A 21010-nucleotide genomic window follows, 5' to 3' on the forward strand; every position below is an offset into this window, starting at 1 on the left:
AAAAGGTTATAAGAATAAGATAAAAATATTAAAAGCTAATAATGATTTAAAGAAATTTTCAATGGTATCACGTTTGGTTAGATTCTTGGAATTACAATAAAATTATAGTATGATATACAGAAATAATTTATTTTAAAGGAGGTCGCGTTACGCGACCTCCTTTAACTTATAATAAAATCATTAATTATCTAATTCTCCGTTAGTTTCAATAACTTTTTTATACCAATAAAAGCTATCTTTTTTTATTCTTTGTAGATCTAAGATATCATCATCAGTTCTATTTACATAAACTAATCCATAACGCTTTCTAAATCCTTGAGCAGAGCTTAAAAGATCCATAAATGACCAAGGACAGTAGCCCATAAGATCAACACCGTCTTTAATAGCTAACTCGCAGGCTTTTATATGTTCTCTCAAATAATCTATTCTATAATTATCGTGAACTTTTCCATCTTCTAAAACATCTGGAGTTCCAAGACCGTTTTCTGTTATTATTATTGGAAGATGATATCTTTGCCAATACTCATTTAAAGCAACACGAAGTCCTGATGGATCTATAGCAGCTCCATATTCTGTTGCAATTAAATTAGGGTTCATTGACATTTTAAATAATCCGTAAATATTAAAGTCAACAGTTCCTTCCCTAAGTCCAAAAGGATGTTCATTATCTTCTGGTAAGTATGAAGCACAATTAGTTCTATAATAATTGATAGCTATAAAATCTATTTTAGCTTTTTTTAATATTTCTTTATCACTTTCTTCAGTATAAGGCATTATGTTTCTCTTTTTTAAATATTCAATATAATAACCAGGGTATTCCCCATGATAATGCATATCTAACATATAATAAACTTTAAAATTATCATTCATTCTAGCTGCAAATACATCTTCTGGCTTAGTTGTTAAAGGATAAGTTACAGAAGAAGAAACAGCAGGACCTATTTTAGCATCTGGTATAATTTCGTGACATGCATTAACAGCTAAGGCATGGGCTAAACAAAGATTATAGTCCATTTGAGCTCGCATCTTATCTATTTTATATTTATCTGTTTCATTATAAATATTTATTCTTTCTTCAACTCTAACGATTAAGTTATGCTCATTATGAGGCTGCCAGTATTTTACCTTACTCTTAAATTCCTCAAAACAAATTTTAGCATATCTTTCAAAAGCATAAACTGTTTCTCTAGATTCCCAGCCATTATATTTTTCTACTAATGCAAATGGTAAATCAAAGTGATATAGAGTTACAAAAGGTTCAATATTATTTTCAATTAGTTTATCAATAACTTTATGATAAAAATCTAATCCTTTTTTATTTATTTCTCCATCACCATCAGGAATTATTCTTGCCCAAGAAAGCGAAAATCTATAAGTTTTCATTCCTAGTTCTTTCATAAGTTTTATATCTTTTTCATAGTTATGGTAAAAATCAGATGCTACTTTAGTGTCAGCTTGCAAATGAGACTTCTTAAAAGCGTTAAAGTCTGCAACGGTCATTTTTTTACCGTCTTCCTCCCAAGCACCTTCAATTTGAAAAGCTGATGAGGAAGCACCCCACATAAAATCCTTTGGAAAAGTTGTATTCATAAAAGTTTCAGTCCTTTCATTTACTTTATAGGAATTTATAAAAAAATTATTTTCTGAATAACTCTTTATAAAATCTTTACTTTATTTATGAAGTTCTTCTATGTAGTTTTGCGATGACTTGGATCGAATGCGACAAGATAAGCAAAATTACATAGATGAACTTTTTATATCCTCAAAGCCTACTATATACGTTAAAATAGCAGAACCAAAGAATGCAATAGCGCACCCAGCTAAGTAGCTTATAAATCCTGTAGTACCAGCTTCAGCATATACAGGAATAGTTAGTATTCCTTGATTTGCAAATGCGTTTCCAAAGGCACCGCCAAATCCCATAACACCTCCACCAATAGCACCACAAATTACTGCACATATCATTGGTTTTTTTAGTCTAAGGTTTGCTCCATAAATTGCAGGTTCAGTTATTCCAAATAAGGCTGTAACAGATGCAGATAAAGAAATTGTTTTTAAATCAGCATTTTTAGTTTTGAAAAATACGCCTAAGGCTGCACCAGCTTGTGAAAAGTTAGCAGCACCTGCAAAAGCAAGTAGGTTTTGTCTTCCAGTTTGAGCCACATCATTTATTCCTATTGGAAGTAATGCTCTATGAGCTCCAAATATAACTAATACACACCATAATCCACCAATAAAAGCACCACAAAGAGCAGGACTTAATTCATAAACATATTTATATGCAAAGTTAATAGTGTTACCTATATATATTCCAATTGGTCCAAAAATGAATAATGTAGCTGGAAGCATTATGACTAATGATAGCATAGGAACCACTAGTATCTTTATAACTTCAGGGATATACTTTTCTAAAAGTCTTTCTATATAAGATAATGCCCATATAGCTAAAATTATAGGAATTACTGAAGATGTATACCCAGCTTTTGTTACAGATAAACCTAAAAATTTAACAGCTTCATCACCAGTCATTAAAGCGGTAAAGGCTGGATAGCAAAGCGTCGCCCCAATAACCATAGAAATTATTTTATTAGCTTTAAATACCTTAGCAGAAGTATATCCTAGCATAATAGGCATAAAATAAAATATTGCATCTGCCATAGAGTTAAATATTATGTAGCTTTGGGTAGTTTTAATATCAATGTTATGTTTATTTAAATAATACATAGCAAGGACTGATAAAATTCCCTTAATCATTCCAGAACCAGCGATTGCAGGAATAATTGGAGTAAAGATTCCAGCAATATTAGTTAAAATTGAATTAAATATATTTTCTTTTTTTTCATAACTATTACTTTTACTTGTATCTGATAGAGTAGGAGTTAATTTTATTAATTCGTCATAAACTTTAGTTACTTTATTTCCAATAACTATTTGGAGCTGTCCCATGCTCTCTACAACTGTAATTACTCCTTCAATTTTACTTAAGTTATTTTTATTTACTTTTGACATATCTTTAATTTTAAGCCTAAGTCTAGTCATACAATGAGTTAATTCATTAATATTGTCTTCTTCGCCTAGGTTTAGAAGAATATCTTTTGCTATTTCTTTATAATTCATTTTACATCTCCATTCTTTAAAAGTTTTATTAATTAATAATATATATTATATAATAAAATAAAACAATAATAAATCAAGTAGATATGAGCATATAAGTAATTTAAAAGAACTAATCATATATTATTTGAAATAAACTGAAAAATAATTATAAAATTAAAAATCATTATTTAGAATAATCTGACAATATAGATATCAAATAAATAAAATAATTGAAATATAAATTGCAAACTTATTGACAAGCATATGGTGTAGATATATAATATCTATAAATTAAAAATAGTCAGATATAAATAACTCGTATATCCTCTGAATATGGCAGAGAGTATCTACCGGAAACCTTAAATTTCCGACTATGAGTGATTTTGATATACTATACCTATATTTGTCATATAGTGTTTTAGGCATATTAACTTCACTTAGAAGATTAGTATGTCTTTTTTTGTACATAAAAATAGGAATGAAAAGAAATATTTGATTCATAAATCAAAAAAAGTGAAAGAAAAAAATCATTTTAAGGGGGAAGACTAATGGCAACAATTATTAAAACTGCTTATACTTTTGACGATGTATTATTAGTACCAAATAAATCAGAGGTTTTACCTAATGAGGTTAGCTTAAAGACTAAATTAACGAAAAAAATAACATTAAATATTCCATTAATGAGTGCAAGTATGGATACTGTAACAGAATCTAAGATGGCTATTGCAATTGCAAGAGAAGGTGGAATAGGAATAATTCATAAGAATATGACTATAGAAGATCAAGCTAAAGAAGTTGATAGAGTAAAAAGACAAGAAAATGGAGTAATAACAGATCCTATATTCTTATCTGAAAATCATACAATAAGACAAGCCCAAGAACTTATGGCTCAATATAGAATATCAGGAGTTCCAATAACTAGAGGAACTAAATTAGTTGGAATAATAACTAATAGAGATATAGTTTTTGAAACAAATTATGATAGATTAGTTTCTGAAGTTATGACAAAAAGCCCACTAATAACATCTGGAGAAGGAACTACATTAGAACAAGCCCTTGAAATATTAAAGAAACATAAAATAGAAAAGCTTCCTTTAGTTGATGATGATAACAACTTAAAAGGATTAATAACTATTAAAGATATAGAAAAAGTAAAAGCTTTCCCAAATGCAGCAAAAGATGAAAAAGGTAGATTATTATGTGGAGCATCAGTAGGAGTAACTAAAGACATGATGGATAGAGTAGATGCTTTAGTTAAAGCTAATGTTGATGTTATTACATTAGATACAGCTCATGGACATTCAAAAGGAGTTATGGATGGAGTAAGAAAAATAAAAGCTAAATATCCAGAACTTCAAATAATAGCTGGAAATGTAGCAACTGCTGAAGCTACAAGAGATTTAATAGAAGCAGGAGCAGATTGTGTTAAGGTTGGTATAGGACCAGGATCAATATGTACAACAAGAATCGTGGCAGGTGTTGGAGTTCCTCAATTAACAGCAGTTATGGATTGTGCGGAAGAAGGAAGAAAACACGGGGTTCCAGTAATTGCAGATGGAGGATTAAAATACTCAGGAGACATAGTTAAAGCATTAGCTGGTGGAGCATCTGTTGCAATGATGGGATCAATGTTTGCAGGTTGTGAAGAAGCACCAGGAGAAATGGAAATATATCAAGGAAGAAGCTACAAAGTTTATAGAGGAATGGGATCACTTGGAGCAATGGAAAAGGGATCAAGTGACAGATATTTCCAAAATGGAACTAAGAAATTTGTGCCAGAAGGTGTTGAAGGAAGAGTCGCATTTAAAGGCGCTGTAGCAGATACAATTTATCAATTATTAGGTGGAATAAGATCAGGAATGGGATACTTAGGAGCACCTGATTTAGAAGATTTATATGAAAATGCAAAATTCGTAGTTCAAACAGCATCAGGAATAAGAGAAAGCCATCCACATGATGTTAACATTACTAAAGAATCACCAAACTACAGTAAATAATGGACAATTGATAATGGACAATAGGGGAAATAACTTAGGACAGGCTGAGTTAGAGTGAAAAATGAAGGAATGGAGATTTATTTAAAATTAAAATTTTAAATATCATAATGAAAGAATTAGTGAATAACTTAAGCAAGTTGAGTTAATAGAAAATGAAATTTTATTAATAAGCTATATTTGATTAATTACCATAACTTTTTCACTCTTTCATTCTTTCACTTTTTGATTTAAACTTATATTATTAGATAATAAAAAATGGAGGTACCCATGAATAAAGAGTTAGTTTTAGTTGTTGACTTCGGTGGACAATATAACCAATTGATAGCTAGAAGAGTTAGAGAATGTGGTGTTTATTGTGAAGTTCACCCACATACTTTAAGTGTTGATGAAATAAAAGAAATGAATCCAAAGGGAATAATATTTACAGGTGGACCAAATAGTGTTTATGGAGAGGATTCTCCTTTATGTGATAAAGCTTTATTTGAAGCTGGAATACCTATACTTGGAATTTGTTACGGTTCACAATTAATGGCTCATATGCTTGGAGGAAAGGTTGCTACTGCTCCTGTAAGTGAATATGGAAAGACAAAGGTTGATGTAAATGTTGATTCAAAAATATTTGATGGAGTATCAGCATCTACTATTTGTTGGATGAGTCATACAGATTACATAGAAAAAGCTCCAGAAGGATTTAAAACAGTAGCTAATACTCCAGTATGTCCAGTTGCTGCCATGGAGTGCCAAGAAAAGAATTTATATGCAGTTCAATTCCATCCAGAAGTTATGCATACACAAGAAGGAACAAAGATGATATCAAACTTCTTATATAATGTTTGTGAATGCTCTGGTGATTGGAAAATGGATTCGTTTGTAGAGAAAACAATTCAAGAAGTACGTGAAAAAGTTGGAAATGGTAAAGTATTATGTGCATTATCAGGTGGAGTTGATTCATCTGTAGCTGCTGTATTACTTTCAAAAGCAGTAGGAAGTCAATTAACTTGTGTGTTTGTTGATCATGGTTTACTTCGTAAAAATGAAGGAGATGAAGTTGAAGAAGTATTTGGACCTAATGGACAATATGACTTAAACTTTATACGCGTAAACGCTCAAGAAAGATTCTACGAAAAGTTAAAAGGTATAGAAGAGCCAGAACAAAAGAGAAAAATAATTGGTGAAGAATTCATAAGAGTATTTGAAGGGGAAGCTAAAAAGATAGGAGCAGTAGATTTCTTAGTACAAGGAACTATTTATCCAGATGTAATTGAAAGTGGACTTGGAAAATCAGCAGTTATAAAATCACATCATAATGTTGGAGGACTTCCAGATTATGTAGATTTTAAAGAAATAATCGAACCATTAAGATTATTATTTAAGGATGAAGTACGTAAAGCTGGTTTAGAGCTTGGAATACCAGAAAAATTAGTTTACAGACAACCATTCCCAGGACCAGGTCTTGGAATACGTATAATTGGTGAAGTAACAGCTGAAAAAGTTAGAATAGTTCAAGAGGCAGATGCAATTTACAGAGAAGAAATTGCAAAGGCTGGAGTTGATAAAGAACTTGGTCAATATTTTGCAGCACTTACTAATATGCGTTCAGTAGGAGTAATGGGAGATGAAAGAACTTATGATTATGCAGTAGTTCTACGTGCAGTAACTACAAGTGACTTCATGACAGCAGAATCAGCAGATCTTCCATGGGAAGTACTTGGAAAAGTAACAACTAGAATTGTAAATGAAGTTAAGGGTGTTAACCGTGTAATGTATGATTGCACAGGAAAACCACCTGCAACTATTGAATTTGAATAAACTATAAAACACCGAGAAAGCTATAGATATGAGCTTTCTCGGTGTTATTTTTATTTACATTTCGAAAATACCAAAAGCACAAATCAAAAGATTTATGCTTTGGGTGTTTTTGTATAACGATTAATGAGATACTCCATCAAATTTAAAGAGTTACCAAAAAAGTAATTTAAGTTTTGATTTTCATGATCTGTACCAGTAGCTCCACTTTCTACGATGAAAGAAAGGTCACTTTTGGCGGTGTAGCTACTATTTTCAGTAGCTGTCAAGGCAATAACTTTACCGCCATAACTCTTACACTCATCCATTTTGAGCAAACCGTTTTTGTTTTCACCTGATTGGGAAAATGTAATTAAGGTATAAGGTGTTTGATCTGATACCAAACTGATTTCCACACCTTCTAAATCAATAGCATAAATTTTTTTCAAGAGTAATTTACGATAAGTATAATTAACTAGGGTTTGACAAAATCCTTCACCAAACAAGTAGATTTTTTTATTTGAGAAAGCATCATTAAAATAACTATCTATTTGATCCCAGTCTTGATTTACCATCACAAAGGGTAAAGCTTCCAATTGATTTGTCGACTTATGTGAAAATTCATTTGAAAGGAAAAAAATTAGTTCTTTGAAATTATTAAAGCCAGCTCTTTTTGCTAATCGACTGATTGAAGATTGGGAGGTATAGTTCATTTGTGCAACACTACGAATGTCGATGACGGCTTCGCTTTTAATTGCTTCAATAATGTTTTCGATTATTTTTTCATCTTCATCGCGAAAGTTACTGTTTGGAAATAAACGATTTAAGTAGTAAATTTTGGCCATGATCTCACGCTCCTGTGAAAGTATATTCATAAAATGAAACCGTAACCATGCTGTTGTATAAGCATTGTGTACGCTCTTTCTATATACTATACTACTACTATAAAGAAAGCAAATACAATTGTATGAATGTAATTTCTTTAACTAATATGTTAATCTGTTATGAAAAAATAGCTTAATAAATCTTAGATTTTCTCGTTCTTTGAAAAATATATAAGTTTCATTATCTTTGTGTATGGGTAATAAATCTGAAAAAAATAATCAAACTTGTATAGTTTATTGGAGTAAAAAAGAGAGAAATTAATATTTGTTTTGTTCATTGTTCTTTTCTCCCTTAAAGGGAGAGTAATTAGTTCTAGTCGAACTTAGTGCATTTTTAAAACTGAGAAGGGCAATGCTCATATAACTTAACAAATCGTCTTTAATGAAAGAGGGAAGTTATGAAAAAAGTAATTATCAACGCCGATGATTTTGGTTATTCTTCGGCAGTCAATCTAGGAATCATAAAAACTTATAAAGAAGGTATTCTGACCTCGACAACTTTAATGGCTAACATGCCAGGACGTGATGAAGCTATTATGCTTGCTAAGGAAAATCCAGATCTTGGAGTCGGTGGTCACCTTGTTTTAACTTGTGGAAAACCTTTAACCAAAGGAGATTCACTCATAAATGGAAATGGAGATTTTTACAGTTTAGCTGAATATAAAAAACATCGTAACGAAATGTGTGATGAAGAAATTTTTCAGGAATGGTCCCATCAAATCGATTATTTAATGGGTCATGGACTGCAGTTGACACATTTGGATAGTCATCATCATGTGCACTCTTTTCCTGAAAATTTGGAGGTAACAAAAAGAATTGCCGAGAAATATCATTTGTGTTTTCGAAATATCTTTGGATTAGAAGAAAATATAGAGCTACCTTATCAAAAGGGAATTAAAGGTTTTCTAGATTTGATGGATCATTCATCTATTCGTGATTTAACAATACCTTTTGAAGAAAATAGAATCAGATGTTTCGATGAAATTCAAACAGTGCTTGACCAAATTGAAGATAATGAGATAACAGAGCTGATGGTTCATCCGGCTTATGTAGATGAGATTCTGTATTTCAATTCTTCATTCAATGTTCAGCGGACTAAGGAAGTATCAATTTTGTGTGATTCACAAATGAAGCAACTCTTTGAAGGAAATCAGATTGTGACATGTAGCTATAAAAATGTATAAGTACTTATTGGGTAACAACTTTTTTAAAGTTGGAATAATTAAATTAAAAATAGAAAAGGGGGAAAATATATGAAAGAGAAGTTTATTAAATCAGCTAGTGTTTTTTCAAAAGCAATTATTCAGCCAGTAATGTTTATGGCGGTAACTGGAATCATTTTATCAGTTTGTGCAATTTTGAAACTGGAAATTATGCCAAACTTCACAAAAAATATTGGAGACTTTATCTTTAATATTTTATCTGGAGGGATGATTGGTCAGCTAAGTGCAATATTTTGTGTAGGGATTGCTGCAGCATTAGCAAAACCAAAATATAAAACGGATGCGGCAATTTTAGGGATTATTACATATTTAATCTTTTTATACGCAAATAATTCTTGGTTAACAATTACGGAGCGATTGGCTATTGCTGGTGAACAGGGACTTTATGGTACTGGACAAGGAATGGTCTTTGGTATTCAAGTAACTGATATGGGGGTTTTTCTAGGAATTTCTTTAGGTGTGTTCGTCGGTTGGATGGTTAATAAATTCGGAGATATTAAGCTACATAAGTATTTATCACCATATTCTGGTACAAAGTCCGTTTACATCTTGATCGTATTTGCAACAATTCTGTTTGCAATAGGGATTACTTATGTTTGGCCAATCGTTAATTCAGTAGTTGAAGCAGTAGTAAAAACGACTACAACTGCGGGATCAGCCGGCTTTTTCTTCTATGGTTTCTTAAATCGTCTACTTTTACCGTTAGGTCTGCACCACTTTTTATGGATGCCAATTTTTTATACTCCTCTTGGTGGTACTGCAGAAATTGTAGGTCAAGTATATAACGGTGCATTCAATATCTGGCTAGCAGAACTAGGAAATGCAAGTCAAATTACAACGATGCATCCATCGATAGGTTATCTATCAAACTTTGGTTCAATTTCTCTACCAATCGGTATTGCCTTTGCGCTTTGGAAAACGGCACGTCCAGAAAATAAGAAGAAGGTTGCTACGATTTTAATTCCAACTGTAACTACAGCTTTCTTGGCTGGTGTTACTGAACCGCTAGAATTTTTATTCTTGTTCTTATCACCAGTTTTATGGTTAGCGCATTCTGTAGTATATGGATTAAGTTTGTTCATTACAAACCTAGTAGGGATTAATATCCAGTTTGATACAGGAATCAATATGATTATCAATAGCTTTGCGTTTCCAACACGTTTGGGTCACCAATATTTAATTCCAGTAATCTTTATTGCAACTGCTGTTTTAGAGTATTTTGTATTCAAAAAATTGATCGTGAAATTAAATATTCCAACATTAGGTCGTGAAAAAGCTGAGGTGGCAAGTGAGCCTGTAGTTGATTCGATTGTAGTTAATTCTGATTCAGAGTTTGAGCCACAAATTCAAAATATCGTTGCTGGTTTAGGTGGTGCGGACAATATTGAAAACATCATTAATTGCTACACAAGATTACGTGTTGATGTAAAAGATGAAAATAAAGTCAACATTAAAATATTAAAAGAAAAGGTCAAAGCTTCCGGAATTGTTGATAAAGGTAAACACATACAAATTGTTATTGGTGTGGGTGTCGAACAAGAACGTGAAAAAGTTGAAGCGTATATAGAGTATCTAAAAAAAGTACATGCATAAAGTAACATGCATAAATGGAGAAATAGTTTTTGAAAAATTGGAGGAAGATAGAAAATGGGTAATAAATTTGTAATGGTTGGTGGCGGTTCTACTCAGTCACCTGGTATTTTAGAAGTTTTAAGAAAGCGTGCGAAAGAATTAAATTTAAGTGATTTAGTTCTATATGATATTGATGAGGAAAGAGTTTCTTTGCTTGGACAATATACTAAAATGTATTATAAAGAATTAGGCTCTAAAGTAAACGTTACGTACACAACAAATATTGATGAAGCTTTAAAAGGTGCAGATTTCTTATTTATGCAAATTCGTCCAGGTTTGAATAAACAAAGAGCTATTGATGAAAAAATATGTTTAAACAATGGTGTTGTTGGTCAAGAAACTTGTGGTTTAGGTGGATTCTCCTTTGCCATAAGGGTAATCCCAGCTGTTTTAGAAATTGTTAAAAAGGTGAAAGAAATTTGTCCTAAGGCTTGGATTTTAAACTATACAAATCCAGAGGCTATTTTATCAGAAGCAATTTATCGTGAGTTTCCAGATGCGAATGTTTTATGTATTTGTGATATGCCGATTTCAATTGAAGGAGCGATTGCAAAGTACTTTAATAAAGAGCATCGCGATTTAACATTTAAATATTTTGGACTTAATCATTTTGGCTGGTGGAGCAATGTCTATGATGAAAATGGTTTTGATTTGTTACCGCAATTACGTGAAGATGTTCTTTCTGGTAAAATTGATACGCTTTTGATGTCAAATGATGAAACTGTTGGAGATCAGTATTGGGTGGATACTTATAAACAAATGATCAGTCTCTTTAAACGTTTCCCAGAGTATTTCCCTAATTGTTACTTGCAATATTATTTGACTCCAGATGAAATGGTGGCACATGATGACGTTTCCTTTACTCGTGGAGATTATGTAATGCAAGGTAGGGAAAAACGTATTTATGATGAATGTCGTCGAGTGATTGCAGCTGGATCAGCTAAAGATTCTTCATTACATGCAGGTGTTCACGGTAATTATATAGTTGATATTGCTTATGCGATTATTCATAATACTAGGGAAAGATTTATAGTTAATAAAAAGAATCACGGAGCAATCTCCAATTTTGATCCAGAAGCGGTTGTTGAGACTCCAGCCTATGTTGGTTCAATGGGAGCTGAAACGATTAATATTGGTGAAATACCAACTTTCCAAAAAGGCTTGATGGAAATGCAAAAAGCCTATGAAAAATTGACTGTTGATGCAGCAATATCTGGATCTTACCAAGCTGCTTTAGAAGCTGTTATGCTTAACAAAACTATACCTAATTATACTGTGGGAAAAAAGGTATTAGATGAATTATACGCAGCTAATAAAGGTTTATGGCCTGAATTAAAGTAAGATATTAATAACAAATAAAATGTAAGTCGAAAATAGGGATAGGTTCTTTTGAAACTTAAATCCCTGTTTTTTACGTTTATATTAGTTGCTGTATTCATTGAGTTATTATTTTATTTAGAGCCCTAATAAATTATAGTACTAATGAATAGAAAGATGTTTCTTTATTGACATTAATTATAATTCAAATTGTATATTAAGTCTTAATTCATAAATAAGATTACAAAAAACATGTATTTTATAAGTATAGTACTTTAAATACATGTTTTTTTTGATTTTGTAAATGTAATTCTGGCATATATACTAAAAGAGAAAAATACCGAGAATATTTTATAGTATAAAACGATTTAATGAAGTTTACAGAGAATTATATTTTCTCAAACATAATTGATACTTGTGTAATGTAATTGTCGGGATTAGCTTCAGAGACTTCATCTATTAAACTTTCTTCGTATGAATAATCGTATAATTTTAAATTATGTATTTTTGCATATTCTACAAATAAGTGATATGAATGGTATGCTTCAATATAAGATCCTTTATGATAGACAACTAAATAATTTCCAGCTGGTTTAACATCTATATAATTTTTATTTTGATAACTGAACCTAAATTATCAACAACAGTATAGTACCAACTGTAATAAGTTGATTGGGTATGTATCGTAAATGCTTTTCCAAGGTACTACACCTCCTAGTTCCCTTCCACAATGAAAATTATGTTTTCTTCTATATTTTAAGTGTTCACTCAACAATTTATGTTGAATATTTGTGCTGGCATCATAAGGAATTTCTTTACCCTTAATTATATAGGTTTTAGGATGGTATTCAACGTATATAATATCTGGATTGACTTGCATGGCTTTGTCTATGACGTCACATTTGTCATTCATCATTTTGATAGTATGGTCTAGCTTCTCTCTTGAAAGTGTTAATTTTTTTATTTGATTATGAAACAATGAATATGTTCGTGAGGCATTACGTGTTTTAATATATGATTTAATTTCTTTTAAAGATAAACCAATTGACTTTAAAGCCTGTATAGTAACAATATACCATAAAGTAGTAAATGTAAAAAGTATTAAAAGGTGGTAAGGAAATGTTAGATGTAAATTATTTTTTTCATGGAACACGTATTATAGAAGGTTGTGGTGTTCTAAATCAAGTCGGTGATGAAGCAAAGGCTTTAAATGCAAAAAAAGCTTTAATTGTAACAGATGCTTTTTTATCAAAGACTGAGTTTTATGAGACTATTAAAAACAGTCTTGAAAATGCAGGTGTCCAAGCTGTATTAGGAACAAATGTAAAGCCTAATCCTAGAGCTACTGATTGTGATGAGATGGCAAAAATGGCAAAAGGAGAGGGAGTAGATTTAGTTATTGCGTTTGGTGGTGGATCTGCAATGGATCAAGCCAAAACAGTTGCATCTTTACTAACAAATGGTAAAACAGCTGTTGAGTGGGGAGATGTTGAATTAGAAAATAATATTATGCCATTATTCTGTATTCCTACTACTTCAGGAACTGGAAGTGAAGTAACATTTTGTGCAGTAATTACAGATGAAAAAAGACATTATAAAATGACAGTTGGTGATCCGGTACATATGATTCCAACATTAGCTATCTGTGATCCAGAAGTAACTTTAAATCTACCAAAACCATTAACAGCAGCTTGTGGTGTTGATGCTTTAACACATGCCATTGAAGCTTATACAGTTAAGGTTCATCAACCATTAACTAATGCATTGGCTTTAAAGTCTATTTCTATGATTAGTGAAAACCTTGTTTTAGCTTATGAAGATGGTCAAAATCGTGAAGCGAGAAGAAATATGATGATTGCGAGTACAATGGCAGGTATGGCTTTTATTAGTTCTAATGTTGGTGCAGTTCATGCAATTGCAGAAACAGTAGGAGCATGGTTTGACACTCCTCATGGAGTAGCTAACTCTTTATTTTTACCTTACGTTATGGAATATAATATTCCTGCTTGCACAAATAGATTTGTTGATGTATCTAAAGCATTAGGAGTTGTCAGAAAAGAAGGTATGACAGATTTTGATTACGCTATTGCAGGTGTTGAATTTATCAAGGAGTTAAATAGAAAGTTAAATATTCCTACATTAAAAGATTTATCAGAAATATCTGTAGATAAATTTGAACAAATCGCTAAAAAGTCTGCTGCAAATGTATTATCAAATGACAATGCAAAAGACATTGGTGAAGATGAATATCTTGAAATTTTAAATAAAGCTTATATGGGATATGAGAAAATATGTGAAAATGCATAAAATTAAAAAAATTGTAGACTTATCATGGGAATTTACTAGTAAAACACCTATTTATCCAGGTGATCCTGAACCATCTGTTGAAGTATCTACTACTTTAGAAGTAGAAGGTTATAACTTATCTCGTTTAGTAATGGGTACTCAAACTGGTTCACATGTTGATGCACCATATCATTTTTCAAACGAGGGCGCTACAATTGATGAAATGGAGTTAGATTTCTTTTTAGGTGATGCAGTTGTTATTCGTGTAACAGATAAGAAGGCTGAAGAAGAAATTACTATGGAAGATATGAAACCATATGATCATTTAATTGAACCAGGTAAAATTGTATTATTTAATACAAATTGGTATAAGAAACGTGGAACTGAAGAATTTTTTCAGCACCCATATATAAATGGAGAGGTAGCACAATATTTAGTAGATAAGGGTGTTAGTTTTATTGGGATTGACACAATCAATGCTGATAAAACTGGAGGAACAGAATTCCCAGTGCATGACTTATTTTCCAAAGAACGCTTAATGATTGGTGAAAACTGGGCTTATTTTGATCAAATTGATTTTGATGATTCATATGTTATTGCAATACCTATGAAAATTATAGGAACAGATGGTTCACCGGTACGTGCAATTGCAGTTCAATGGGAGGATTAATAATGGAAAATAAAAAAGTCATCTCATATGGAACCTTTTGGGATGTAATTACATATCCACTTATTGGAATTATCTCTGATAATCGTAATTCCAAAAAAAGGTAGAAGAAGACCTTTCTTGCTTATCAGTGCAATTCCATTTGGTGTAATTACATGGTTACTTTTTACATCTTGGGACTTGGGTGAACTACAACAGAAAATATATTTTATAATTGTCGTTCTACTTTTTTATACGGTACAAACAACCACTGATGTTCCTTATACTTCACTAAGTAGTGAAGTCACAGATGATTACAATAAACGTAGTCAATTAGCTATGATTCGAACATTTTGGGCAACTGTTGGAGTAGCTATATGTGGAGGAGTTATGGCATATACATCTTACCTTGCACCTATTGTTGGTGGAAAACGTCAAGCTTGGTCTTGCTGTTTTGCTATCTTTGATCTTATTTGTACTTTAAGTATTTTAATAGGTTGGTATGCATCAAAGGGGTATGAAAATAAAAATGCAATTGTAAAAAATCAGGTAAGTATAAAATATATTCTGAATGGTCCATTTAGAAATAAACCATTTTTACATTTAACAGGTGCATTTATATTTGGTATTTTAGCACAAGTTATATTTTTAGGGATTTTAGTTTATTATCTTAGTAATAACTTAGATTTGAATGAAGCACAAATTTCAGCAGTAAATATAATTATGTGGCTAGTAGCACTATTTTGGGTTTTCCCTATTGATATGTGCTCTACTAAGATTTCAAAAGCAATAGCATGGGTTATTTCTATGGGAATATGGCTTGTTTGTATGATTGTTTTTCCAGTATTATTCTTAAAAGAAGGTTCATCAATAGGCCCAATCATTATGAGTAGTATTTTAGTAGTTGGATTGAATGCATTATATCAAGTAGTTTATGCAATGATTTCAGATTGTGTAGAAGTAGATGAACTTATTTCTGGTGAAAGAAAGAAAGGACTTTACTATTCTTTAGCAACGGTATCACAAAAACTTGCTTCTGCTATTGGTGTAAGCATTTTAGGTATATCAGTAGATAGAATAGGGTATAATGCTTTGGTTGATGTTCAAAGTCAATCAACCCTACAAGGTTTTCATTTAATATTTATTGTAGGAACAAGCATATGTTTGATTTTGTCTATATTATGTATGGTAACAAATCCATTGACTAAAGCTCGTTATTATGAGGTTATTAAAGCTTTGAAAGATAAAAAGTTGGGTGAAGAAATAAAAATTGATGGTTTCAAGGATTTACTTATCTTAAAGAAAGATAAAAATAACTTAGATTTTAAGGGTTACATAAAAATGTAGTTATTTTTTACTTTCTTTTTATTAAAGTCATGGAAGTTATTTACATAAATTGTTTTTTAGTTGCTCTTGCAAAGATTTGAAAATAAATATATTTTTATAATTAAGCAACTTATATTTAATTATCTTAAGTATTATAAAAGGAGTAACTAAATAAAAGTTACTCCTAAATTTTTAAATTAAAGGATTATAAGCGTTGTTCTAGATAATAGCTATATTATCTATATTTTTTAGAATTTTCATATTCTGATCTACACCAGTAAAAATGCTCTTCATGAGAATAATTATTGTCATTATAGTCATCTTTATCATTCTTTTTACAACATTTATCATCGTCATCAAGCTTTCGCCAGTTCTTATTACCCTCTTCATTCTTCTTGCAACATTTTTTCTCATCATCTTTTTTGTCATCGTCACGTTTTTTGCAGTATCTATCAAGGTAATCTTCGTAATATTTCTTGCAGCGCTTATCATCATCTTTATCGTGCTTCTTGCACCATCTATCATAATCGTCTTTATCATGCTTCTTACATTTTTTATCATCATCATGCTTCTTACAGCATTTGTCATAATCATCGTCATCATCTTTTTTGTCATCGTCACGTTTCTTGCAGTATCTATCAAGGTAATCTTCGTAATATTTCTTGCAGCGCTTATCATCATCTTTATCGTGCTTCTTGCACCATCTATCATAATCGTCTTTATCATGCTTCTTGCATTTTTTATCATCATCATGCTTTTTGCCGCATATATCATAATAGTAATCATCATGCTTTTTGCAATGTTTCTTATAATAATCGTTACCGTATTTATCTTCATCCTTATAATCTTCAGACTTATAAGAATCATCATAATAATAATCACGTGTCATATCAGATTCATCCCCACTTATCATTAGTATATTTGAACATTATATCTCTATAATGCACATAGTCTATAATATGTTGATAATCCTTCCATTGTTACAAAATATCCTATTATTAATAAAAGGTAGGTGTTAAAAAGATATAAATCAAAAAATATTATTTAGATTTTACTTATGGAAATATTTAAAATTTTACCATTAGATAAATGATATTTTGAGAAGTCAGATCAATCTTAGTTTATTTTTAGATATACTATCCTAGACATTTAAATATGGTATTTATAAAGTAAATGTTAACAAGTGAATTTGGAAAATATAATGAGTTGACAAAATAAATATTTTATAGTAATTTTAAATTTTAAAAGCATATTTTAATAAAAAATAAGATAGTTTTACATATTATAAATATAAACTAAAGAGGAGAGAAGTGAATACATGGAATTTAAACTAGATATTTTTCAAACAATGGCTTTAGCAACTGCTGTATTTTACTTTGGAGTATATTTAAGAAAAAAAATAAAAGTATTGGAAAAGTATTGTATACCATCTGCTGTAGTTGGTGGAATCACTTTTGCATTAGTAATGTTAATATTAAAGATAACACAAATAGCAACAATAACATTAGATATTACACTTCAAAATGTTTTTATGACTGCATTTTTTACTAGTATAGGATATACAGCTAGTGTTAAAGTATTAAAAAATGGTGGAGTAAAAGTAGCAATTTTCTTAGCTTTATCAATATTATTGGTGGTTTTTCAAGATTTAATAGGAGTAGGATTAGCAAAAGTATTTAATTTAAATCCACTATTAGGATTAGCAACAGCATCAATTCCATTAGTAGGAGGACATGGTACAGCGGGATCTTTTGGACCACTATTAGAGGAAATTGGGGTAAAAGGAGCTACTACAGTTTCTTTTGCATCAGCAACTTTTGGGTTAATAATGGGAAGTATTTTAGGGGGATTCCTTGCAAAATCTTTAATAGAAAGAAATAATATTAAGACTCCAAAGGAATGCCATGATAAGGATATTCCTTTAAGTGATTTTCATCATGATGAATCTGCTATTCTAAGTTATAATAGGATTATGAAAGCAGCTTCATGGATTTTTATTGCAATGGGAATTGGGTCTATAATAACTAATTATATACAAAGTTTAGGTCTAACATTTCCATCATATATAGGAGCAATGATTTCAGCTGCTATTATTAAAAATATAAGTGATTTCAAGGGATTTGAAATTGAAGATAAGGAAATAGAAACTATAGGTGGAATTAGCCTTTCTTTCTATCTTTCATTAGCATTGATGGGGTTAAAGCTATGGGAATTATTTGACTTAGCACTTCCTATGATTGTTATGCTTGTTTCACAAACTATTCTTATGGGGATTTTTGCATTTGTAATTGTATTTAGAATTATGGGGAGAAATTATGAAGCTGCAGTTTTTTCATCAGCGGCATGTGGATTTGGTATGGGATCAACAGCAAATGCAATAGCAAATATGGATGCACTTACAAATAAGTATGGATTTAGCCAGACTCCTTATTTGGTAGTTCCAATTGTAGGTGGACTATTTATTGATTTTATAAATTCTGCCACAATAACATTATTTATAAATATATTTGGTTAATAAATAAATTAGCATATTAAAGTAATAGACATCTCAATATCTTAAAATTATGAGATGTCTATTTTATTTAATATTATAGAAAATTTTTAGGTAACTTTTATGTAAACTATTTAATTAAAAATTTAAAAAATTTAAACTAGTAGTTTATTAAAGATTTAAGATGCTATTTAAGTAAAATAGCAAAAGTCAGAGCATATGTTATTTTATAAAACCTTTATCTTTCATTTTTTGCATATCAGCAAATAGCCCCATACCAGTTTTTAGTTTTCCAAAGCCTACTTTTTCATAAAAGGGCTCTTTTCCAGGAGCAGCATATAAAATAAAATTGCATTCAGGAAGTTTTTCTTTAATACTATTTAAAATTAATCTTCCTAATCCTTTACCTTGATATTCAGGATTTATTGCTACATCATAAATTGCAGCTTGCCTAATACCATCAGAAATAGCTCGTCCAAATCCGACTAGTTTATCATCATCAAAAACAAATATAACTGTATGACTATTTTCAAAGGATATTCTTTGAATTTTAGAATCTGAATAAGACATTCCAACAGTTTTTAATATTTCTATCACATCATTCCAATTAATATTTGAACAATTATATTGAACTCTTATACTCATAAGTACCCCCTAAATTTATAAAATTAGTTTATATTATAGCATAAAACAAATACACATTTAAGAAAGATAAAGGTGCAGTCTCAGAAATTTATTTAATATAAAGTTTATTAAATTTCAAGTAAGCTTTATTGCCTTAAAAAAGTTAATCTCTTATTTTTATAAAGGGGCTCACGTAACTCGAGCCCCTTTGAAAGATGTAATATAGTAGTAAGCCTTATAAGTCATCTACATCTTGCTCTTCACCATATCTTACTGTTCCTTCAGCACTAAAGCTGTCATTAGGATCTTTTTCAATAAAATATCCATCATTAGGTTCTTTGGAAGGTTTGGCATGACTTGTGCAAGAGTTAGTTTGTACATTAGCTAAATCTTTAATTTTTCTTATTTTTTCCATAAAATCACAACCTTTAATAATAGAGTATAAAGCATTATTTATTATCTCCAGCTAGTTAAATAATATTTAAAAATAATTTGAAGAAATTTTTAAAAATCTTTAAAATTTTTAAAAAAGTGCATATGTAATAGATGTAAGAAGCTGGCTTCAAAATAAAAAATTAAAATTAAAAAGGAGAGGATTTAAAATGGCTTTAGTACAAAGACTTATATCATCAGACAAATACAGTATAAAGTGTCCATATTCTATGACACCAAAGGGGATATGCATTCATAACACTGCAAATGATGCAAGTGCATCAAATGAAATATCTTATATGCAATCAAATACTAATAGTGTATCTTTCCATATTGGAATAGATGATGTGGAAGCTATTCAAGGAATACCATTTAATCGCAATGCTTGGCATGCAGGAGATGGATCAACAGGGGATGGAAATAGAAATTATATATCTGTTGAAATTTGTTATTCAAAATCAGGTGGTACTAAATTTATAAATGCTGAAAAAAGAGCAGCAAAAGAAGTTGCAGCACTATTAAAACAATATGGATGGGGCATAGCACAAATTAGAAAACATCAAGATTTCAGTGGGAAGTATTGCCCTCATAGAACTTTAGATATGGGATGGCAAAGATTCTTGAATATGATTCAAGCTGAACTAGATACTTTAAACCCACCAACAACTGAATTATATAGGGTTAGAAAAACATGGGAAGATGCTGCATCACAAATAGGAGCATTTAGTAACTTACAAAATGCAAAAGATTGTGCAGATGCAAATCCTGGGTATAGTGTATTCAACAGCAATGGAGTTAAGGTATATCCAGTTTCAACTATAGTAGTTGGATCTAAAGTAAGAGTTACTGGTACTAACTATGCAACAGGAGAAACAATTCCAGATTGGGTTAAGCAAGGAACTTATACAGTTAGTCAAATAACAGATAATAAAGCATTATTAAAAGAAATAACAAGCTGGGTGTATTTGAAGGATTTAGCACTAGCCTAGTAGAAATGAAAGAGTAGATGAATTTGATTTAAATTTATCTACTCTTTTAAATTTATTTGTATTAAAAGAGGGCTTTTAATTATAATGAGTATTTAATATAAATCTATTTATGCATAGTATTGAAATAATAACAGAAAATAATATATACTAACAATTTTGATATTTTGCTTAAATAAGTGTACTACTATTTAATATACAACTAGTTTTAATTATGCAGATTATTAATTGAAACATGTATTTTTTATGTAAAGTAAAAAAAGTTATACAGTAAAAAAATCTCGT

16 protein-coding genes and 1 riboswitch are annotated in these 21010 nt (G+C 30.5%); of the genes, 10 read left to right on the top strand and 6 right to left on the bottom strand.

Annotated elements, in window-relative coordinates; all coding sequences use genetic code 11:
- Positions 1 to 180: 180 nt before the first annotated feature.
- A complete protein-coding gene (locus tag J7M87_RS14320; protein ID WP_291651851.1) occupies positions 181 to 1590 on the bottom strand; it encodes a glycoside hydrolase family 1 protein in 1410 nt (469 codons plus the stop codon).
- 147 nt (positions 1591 to 1737) lie between these two features.
- Positions 1738 to 3117, bottom strand: a complete 1380-nt coding sequence (locus J7M87_RS14325; RefSeq protein ID WP_291651852.1) for a PTS transporter subunit EIIC — start codon at positions 3115 to 3117, stop codon at positions 1738 to 1740.
- A 275-nt stretch (positions 3118 to 3392) separates the two neighbouring features.
- A riboswitch (purine riboswitch) is annotated at positions 3393 to 3490 on the top strand.
- Positions 3491 to 3644: 154 nt separating this feature from the next.
- On the opposite strand from J7M87_RS14325, the gene guaB reads away from it, so the two are divergent.
- Positions 3645 to 5093 (top strand): IMP dehydrogenase, encoded by a 1449-nt coding sequence (gene guaB, locus J7M87_RS14330; protein ID WP_291651853.1) that lies wholly within the window; start codon positions 3645 to 3647, stop codon positions 5091 to 5093.
- Between the two features lie 267 nt (positions 5094 to 5360).
- Entirely contained in the window at positions 5361 to 6902 is a 1542-nt protein-coding gene (gene guaA / locus J7M87_RS14335; RefSeq protein ID WP_291651854.1) for a glutamine-hydrolyzing GMP synthase, read from the top strand.
- Positions 6903 to 6994: 92 nt separating this feature from the next.
- Here guaA and J7M87_RS14340 read toward each other — a convergent pair whose 3' ends face one another.
- The gene (locus tag J7M87_RS14340; RefSeq protein ID WP_291651855.1) at positions 6995 to 7723 is read right to left on the bottom strand and encodes a MurR/RpiR family transcriptional regulator; all 729 of its coding nucleotides are present in this window, start codon (positions 7721 to 7723) and stop codon (positions 6995 to 6997) included.
- Between the two features lie 437 nt (positions 7724 to 8160).
- Between J7M87_RS14340 and J7M87_RS14345 the strand changes: the two genes are divergently transcribed.
- The 6 genes from J7M87_RS14345 (at position 8161) to J7M87_RS14370 (ending at position 16213) form a co-directional block, all read left to right on the top strand.
- A complete protein-coding gene (locus tag J7M87_RS14345) occupies positions 8161 to 8946 on the top strand; it encodes a carbohydrate deacetylase (protein WP_291651856.1) in 786 nt (261 codons plus the stop codon).
- Between the two features lie 69 nt (positions 8947 to 9015).
- Positions 9016 to 10578, top strand: coding sequence for a PTS transporter subunit EIIC (locus tag J7M87_RS14350; RefSeq protein ID WP_291651857.1), 1563 nt, complete (start codon positions 9016 to 9018; stop codon positions 10576 to 10578).
- A gap of 54 nt (positions 10579 to 10632) precedes the next feature.
- Positions 10633 to 11958 carry a 6-phospho-alpha-glucosidase gene (locus J7M87_RS14355; protein ID WP_291651858.1) on the top strand — a complete coding sequence of 442 codons (1326 nt, stop codon included), beginning with the start codon at positions 10633 to 10635 and terminating at the stop codon, positions 11956 to 11958.
- A gap of 1095 nt (positions 11959 to 13053) precedes the next feature.
- Complete coding sequence (locus J7M87_RS14360) at positions 13054 to 14241, top strand: iron-containing alcohol dehydrogenase (RefSeq protein ID WP_291651859.1); 1188 nt, start codon at positions 13054 to 13056, stop codon at positions 14239 to 14241.
- Positions 14234 to 14890: a cyclase family protein gene (locus J7M87_RS14365; RefSeq protein ID WP_291651899.1), complete on the top strand. Its 657-nt coding sequence runs from the start codon at positions 14234 to 14236 to the stop codon at positions 14888 to 14890. Before J7M87_RS14360 ends, J7M87_RS14365 begins: the two co-directional genes overlap by 8 nt.
- A gap of 117 nt (positions 14891 to 15007) precedes the next feature.
- The gene (locus J7M87_RS14370; protein ID WP_291651860.1) at positions 15008 to 16213 is read left to right on the top strand and encodes an MFS transporter; all 1206 of its coding nucleotides are present in this window, start codon (positions 15008 to 15010) and stop codon (positions 16211 to 16213) included.
- A 214-nt stretch (positions 16214 to 16427) separates the two neighbouring features.
- Here J7M87_RS14370 and J7M87_RS14375 read toward each other — a convergent pair whose 3' ends face one another.
- Positions 16428 to 17081: a hypothetical protein gene (locus J7M87_RS14375; RefSeq protein ID WP_291651861.1), complete on the bottom strand. Its 654-nt coding sequence runs from the start codon at positions 17079 to 17081 to the stop codon at positions 16428 to 16430.
- Positions 17082 to 17510: 429 nt separating this feature from the next.
- Between J7M87_RS14375 and gltS the strand changes: the two genes are divergently transcribed.
- Complete coding sequence (gltS, locus tag J7M87_RS14380; RefSeq protein ID WP_291651862.1) at positions 17511 to 18707, top strand: sodium/glutamate symporter; 1197 nt, start codon at positions 17511 to 17513, stop codon at positions 18705 to 18707.
- Between the two features lie 198 nt (positions 18708 to 18905).
- Here gltS and J7M87_RS14385 read toward each other — a convergent pair whose 3' ends face one another.
- Positions 18906 to 19328 carry a GNAT family N-acetyltransferase gene (locus J7M87_RS14385; protein WP_291651863.1) on the bottom strand — a complete coding sequence of 141 codons (423 nt, stop codon included), beginning with the start codon at positions 19326 to 19328 and terminating at the stop codon, positions 18906 to 18908.
- A gap of 214 nt (positions 19329 to 19542) precedes the next feature.
- On the bottom strand, positions 19543 to 19722 hold the full coding sequence (locus tag J7M87_RS14390; RefSeq protein WP_291651864.1) for a hypothetical protein: 180 nt from the start codon (positions 19720 to 19722) through the stop codon (positions 19543 to 19545).
- 187 nt (positions 19723 to 19909) lie between these two features.
- Here J7M87_RS14390 and J7M87_RS14395 point away from each other — a divergent pair, with 187 nt between their 5' ends.
- The gene (locus tag J7M87_RS14395) at positions 19910 to 20728 is read left to right on the top strand and encodes an N-acetylmuramoyl-L-alanine amidase (protein WP_291651865.1); all 819 of its coding nucleotides are present in this window, start codon (positions 19910 to 19912) and stop codon (positions 20726 to 20728) included.
- The last annotated feature ends 282 nt before the right edge of the window (positions 20729 to 21010 follow it).

It is taken from the genome of Clostridium sp., assembly GCF_017888565.1.
GTDB lineage: Bacteria > Bacillota > Clostridia > Clostridiales > Clostridiaceae > Clostridium.

Excerpts from the sequence above, each read along its gene's own strand:
- J7M87_RS14320 (WP_291651851.1), bottom strand. The coding sequence starts at position 1,590 with ATGAATACAACTTTTCCAAAGGATTTTATGTGGGGTGCTTCCTCATCA.
- J7M87_RS14325 (WP_291651852.1), bottom strand. The coding sequence starts at position 3,117 with ATGAATTATAAAGAAATAGCAAAAGATATTCTTCTAAACCTAGGCGAA.
- guaB (WP_291651853.1), top strand. The coding sequence starts at position 3,645 with ATGGCAACAATTATTAAAACTGCTTATACTTTTGACGATGTATTATTA.
- guaA (WP_291651854.1), top strand. The coding sequence starts at position 5,361 with ATGAATAAAGAGTTAGTTTTAGTTGTTGACTTCGGTGGACAATATAAC.
- J7M87_RS14340 (WP_291651855.1), bottom strand. The coding sequence starts at position 7,723 with ATGGCCAAAATTTACTACTTAAATCGTTTATTTCCAAACAGTAACTTT.
- J7M87_RS14345 (WP_291651856.1), top strand. The coding sequence starts at position 8,161 with ATGAAAAAAGTAATTATCAACGCCGATGATTTTGGTTATTCTTCGGCA.
- J7M87_RS14350 (WP_291651857.1), top strand. The coding sequence starts at position 9,016 with ATGAAAGAGAAGTTTATTAAATCAGCTAGTGTTTTTTCAAAAGCAATT.
- J7M87_RS14355 (WP_291651858.1), top strand. The coding sequence starts at position 10,633 with ATGGGTAATAAATTTGTAATGGTTGGTGGCGGTTCTACTCAGTCACCT.
- J7M87_RS14360 (WP_291651859.1), top strand. The coding sequence starts at position 13,054 with ATGTTAGATGTAAATTATTTTTTTCATGGAACACGTATTATAGAAGGT.
- J7M87_RS14365 (WP_291651899.1), top strand. The coding sequence starts at position 14,234 with ATGCATAAAATTAAAAAAATTGTAGACTTATCATGGGAATTTACTAGT.
- J7M87_RS14375 (WP_291651861.1), bottom strand. The coding sequence starts at position 17,081 with ATGACACGTGATTATTATTATGATGATTCTTATAAGTCTGAAGATTAT.
- gltS (WP_291651862.1), top strand. The coding sequence starts at position 17,511 with ATGGAATTTAAACTAGATATTTTTCAAACAATGGCTTTAGCAACTGCT.
- J7M87_RS14385 (WP_291651863.1), bottom strand. The coding sequence starts at position 19,328 with ATGAGTATAAGAGTTCAATATAATTGTTCAAATATTAATTGGAATGAT.
- J7M87_RS14390 (WP_291651864.1), bottom strand. The coding sequence starts at position 19,722 with ATGGAAAAAATAAGAAAAATTAAAGATTTAGCTAATGTACAAACTAAC.
- J7M87_RS14395 (WP_291651865.1), top strand. The coding sequence starts at position 19,910 with ATGGCTTTAGTACAAAGACTTATATCATCAGACAAATACAGTATAAAG.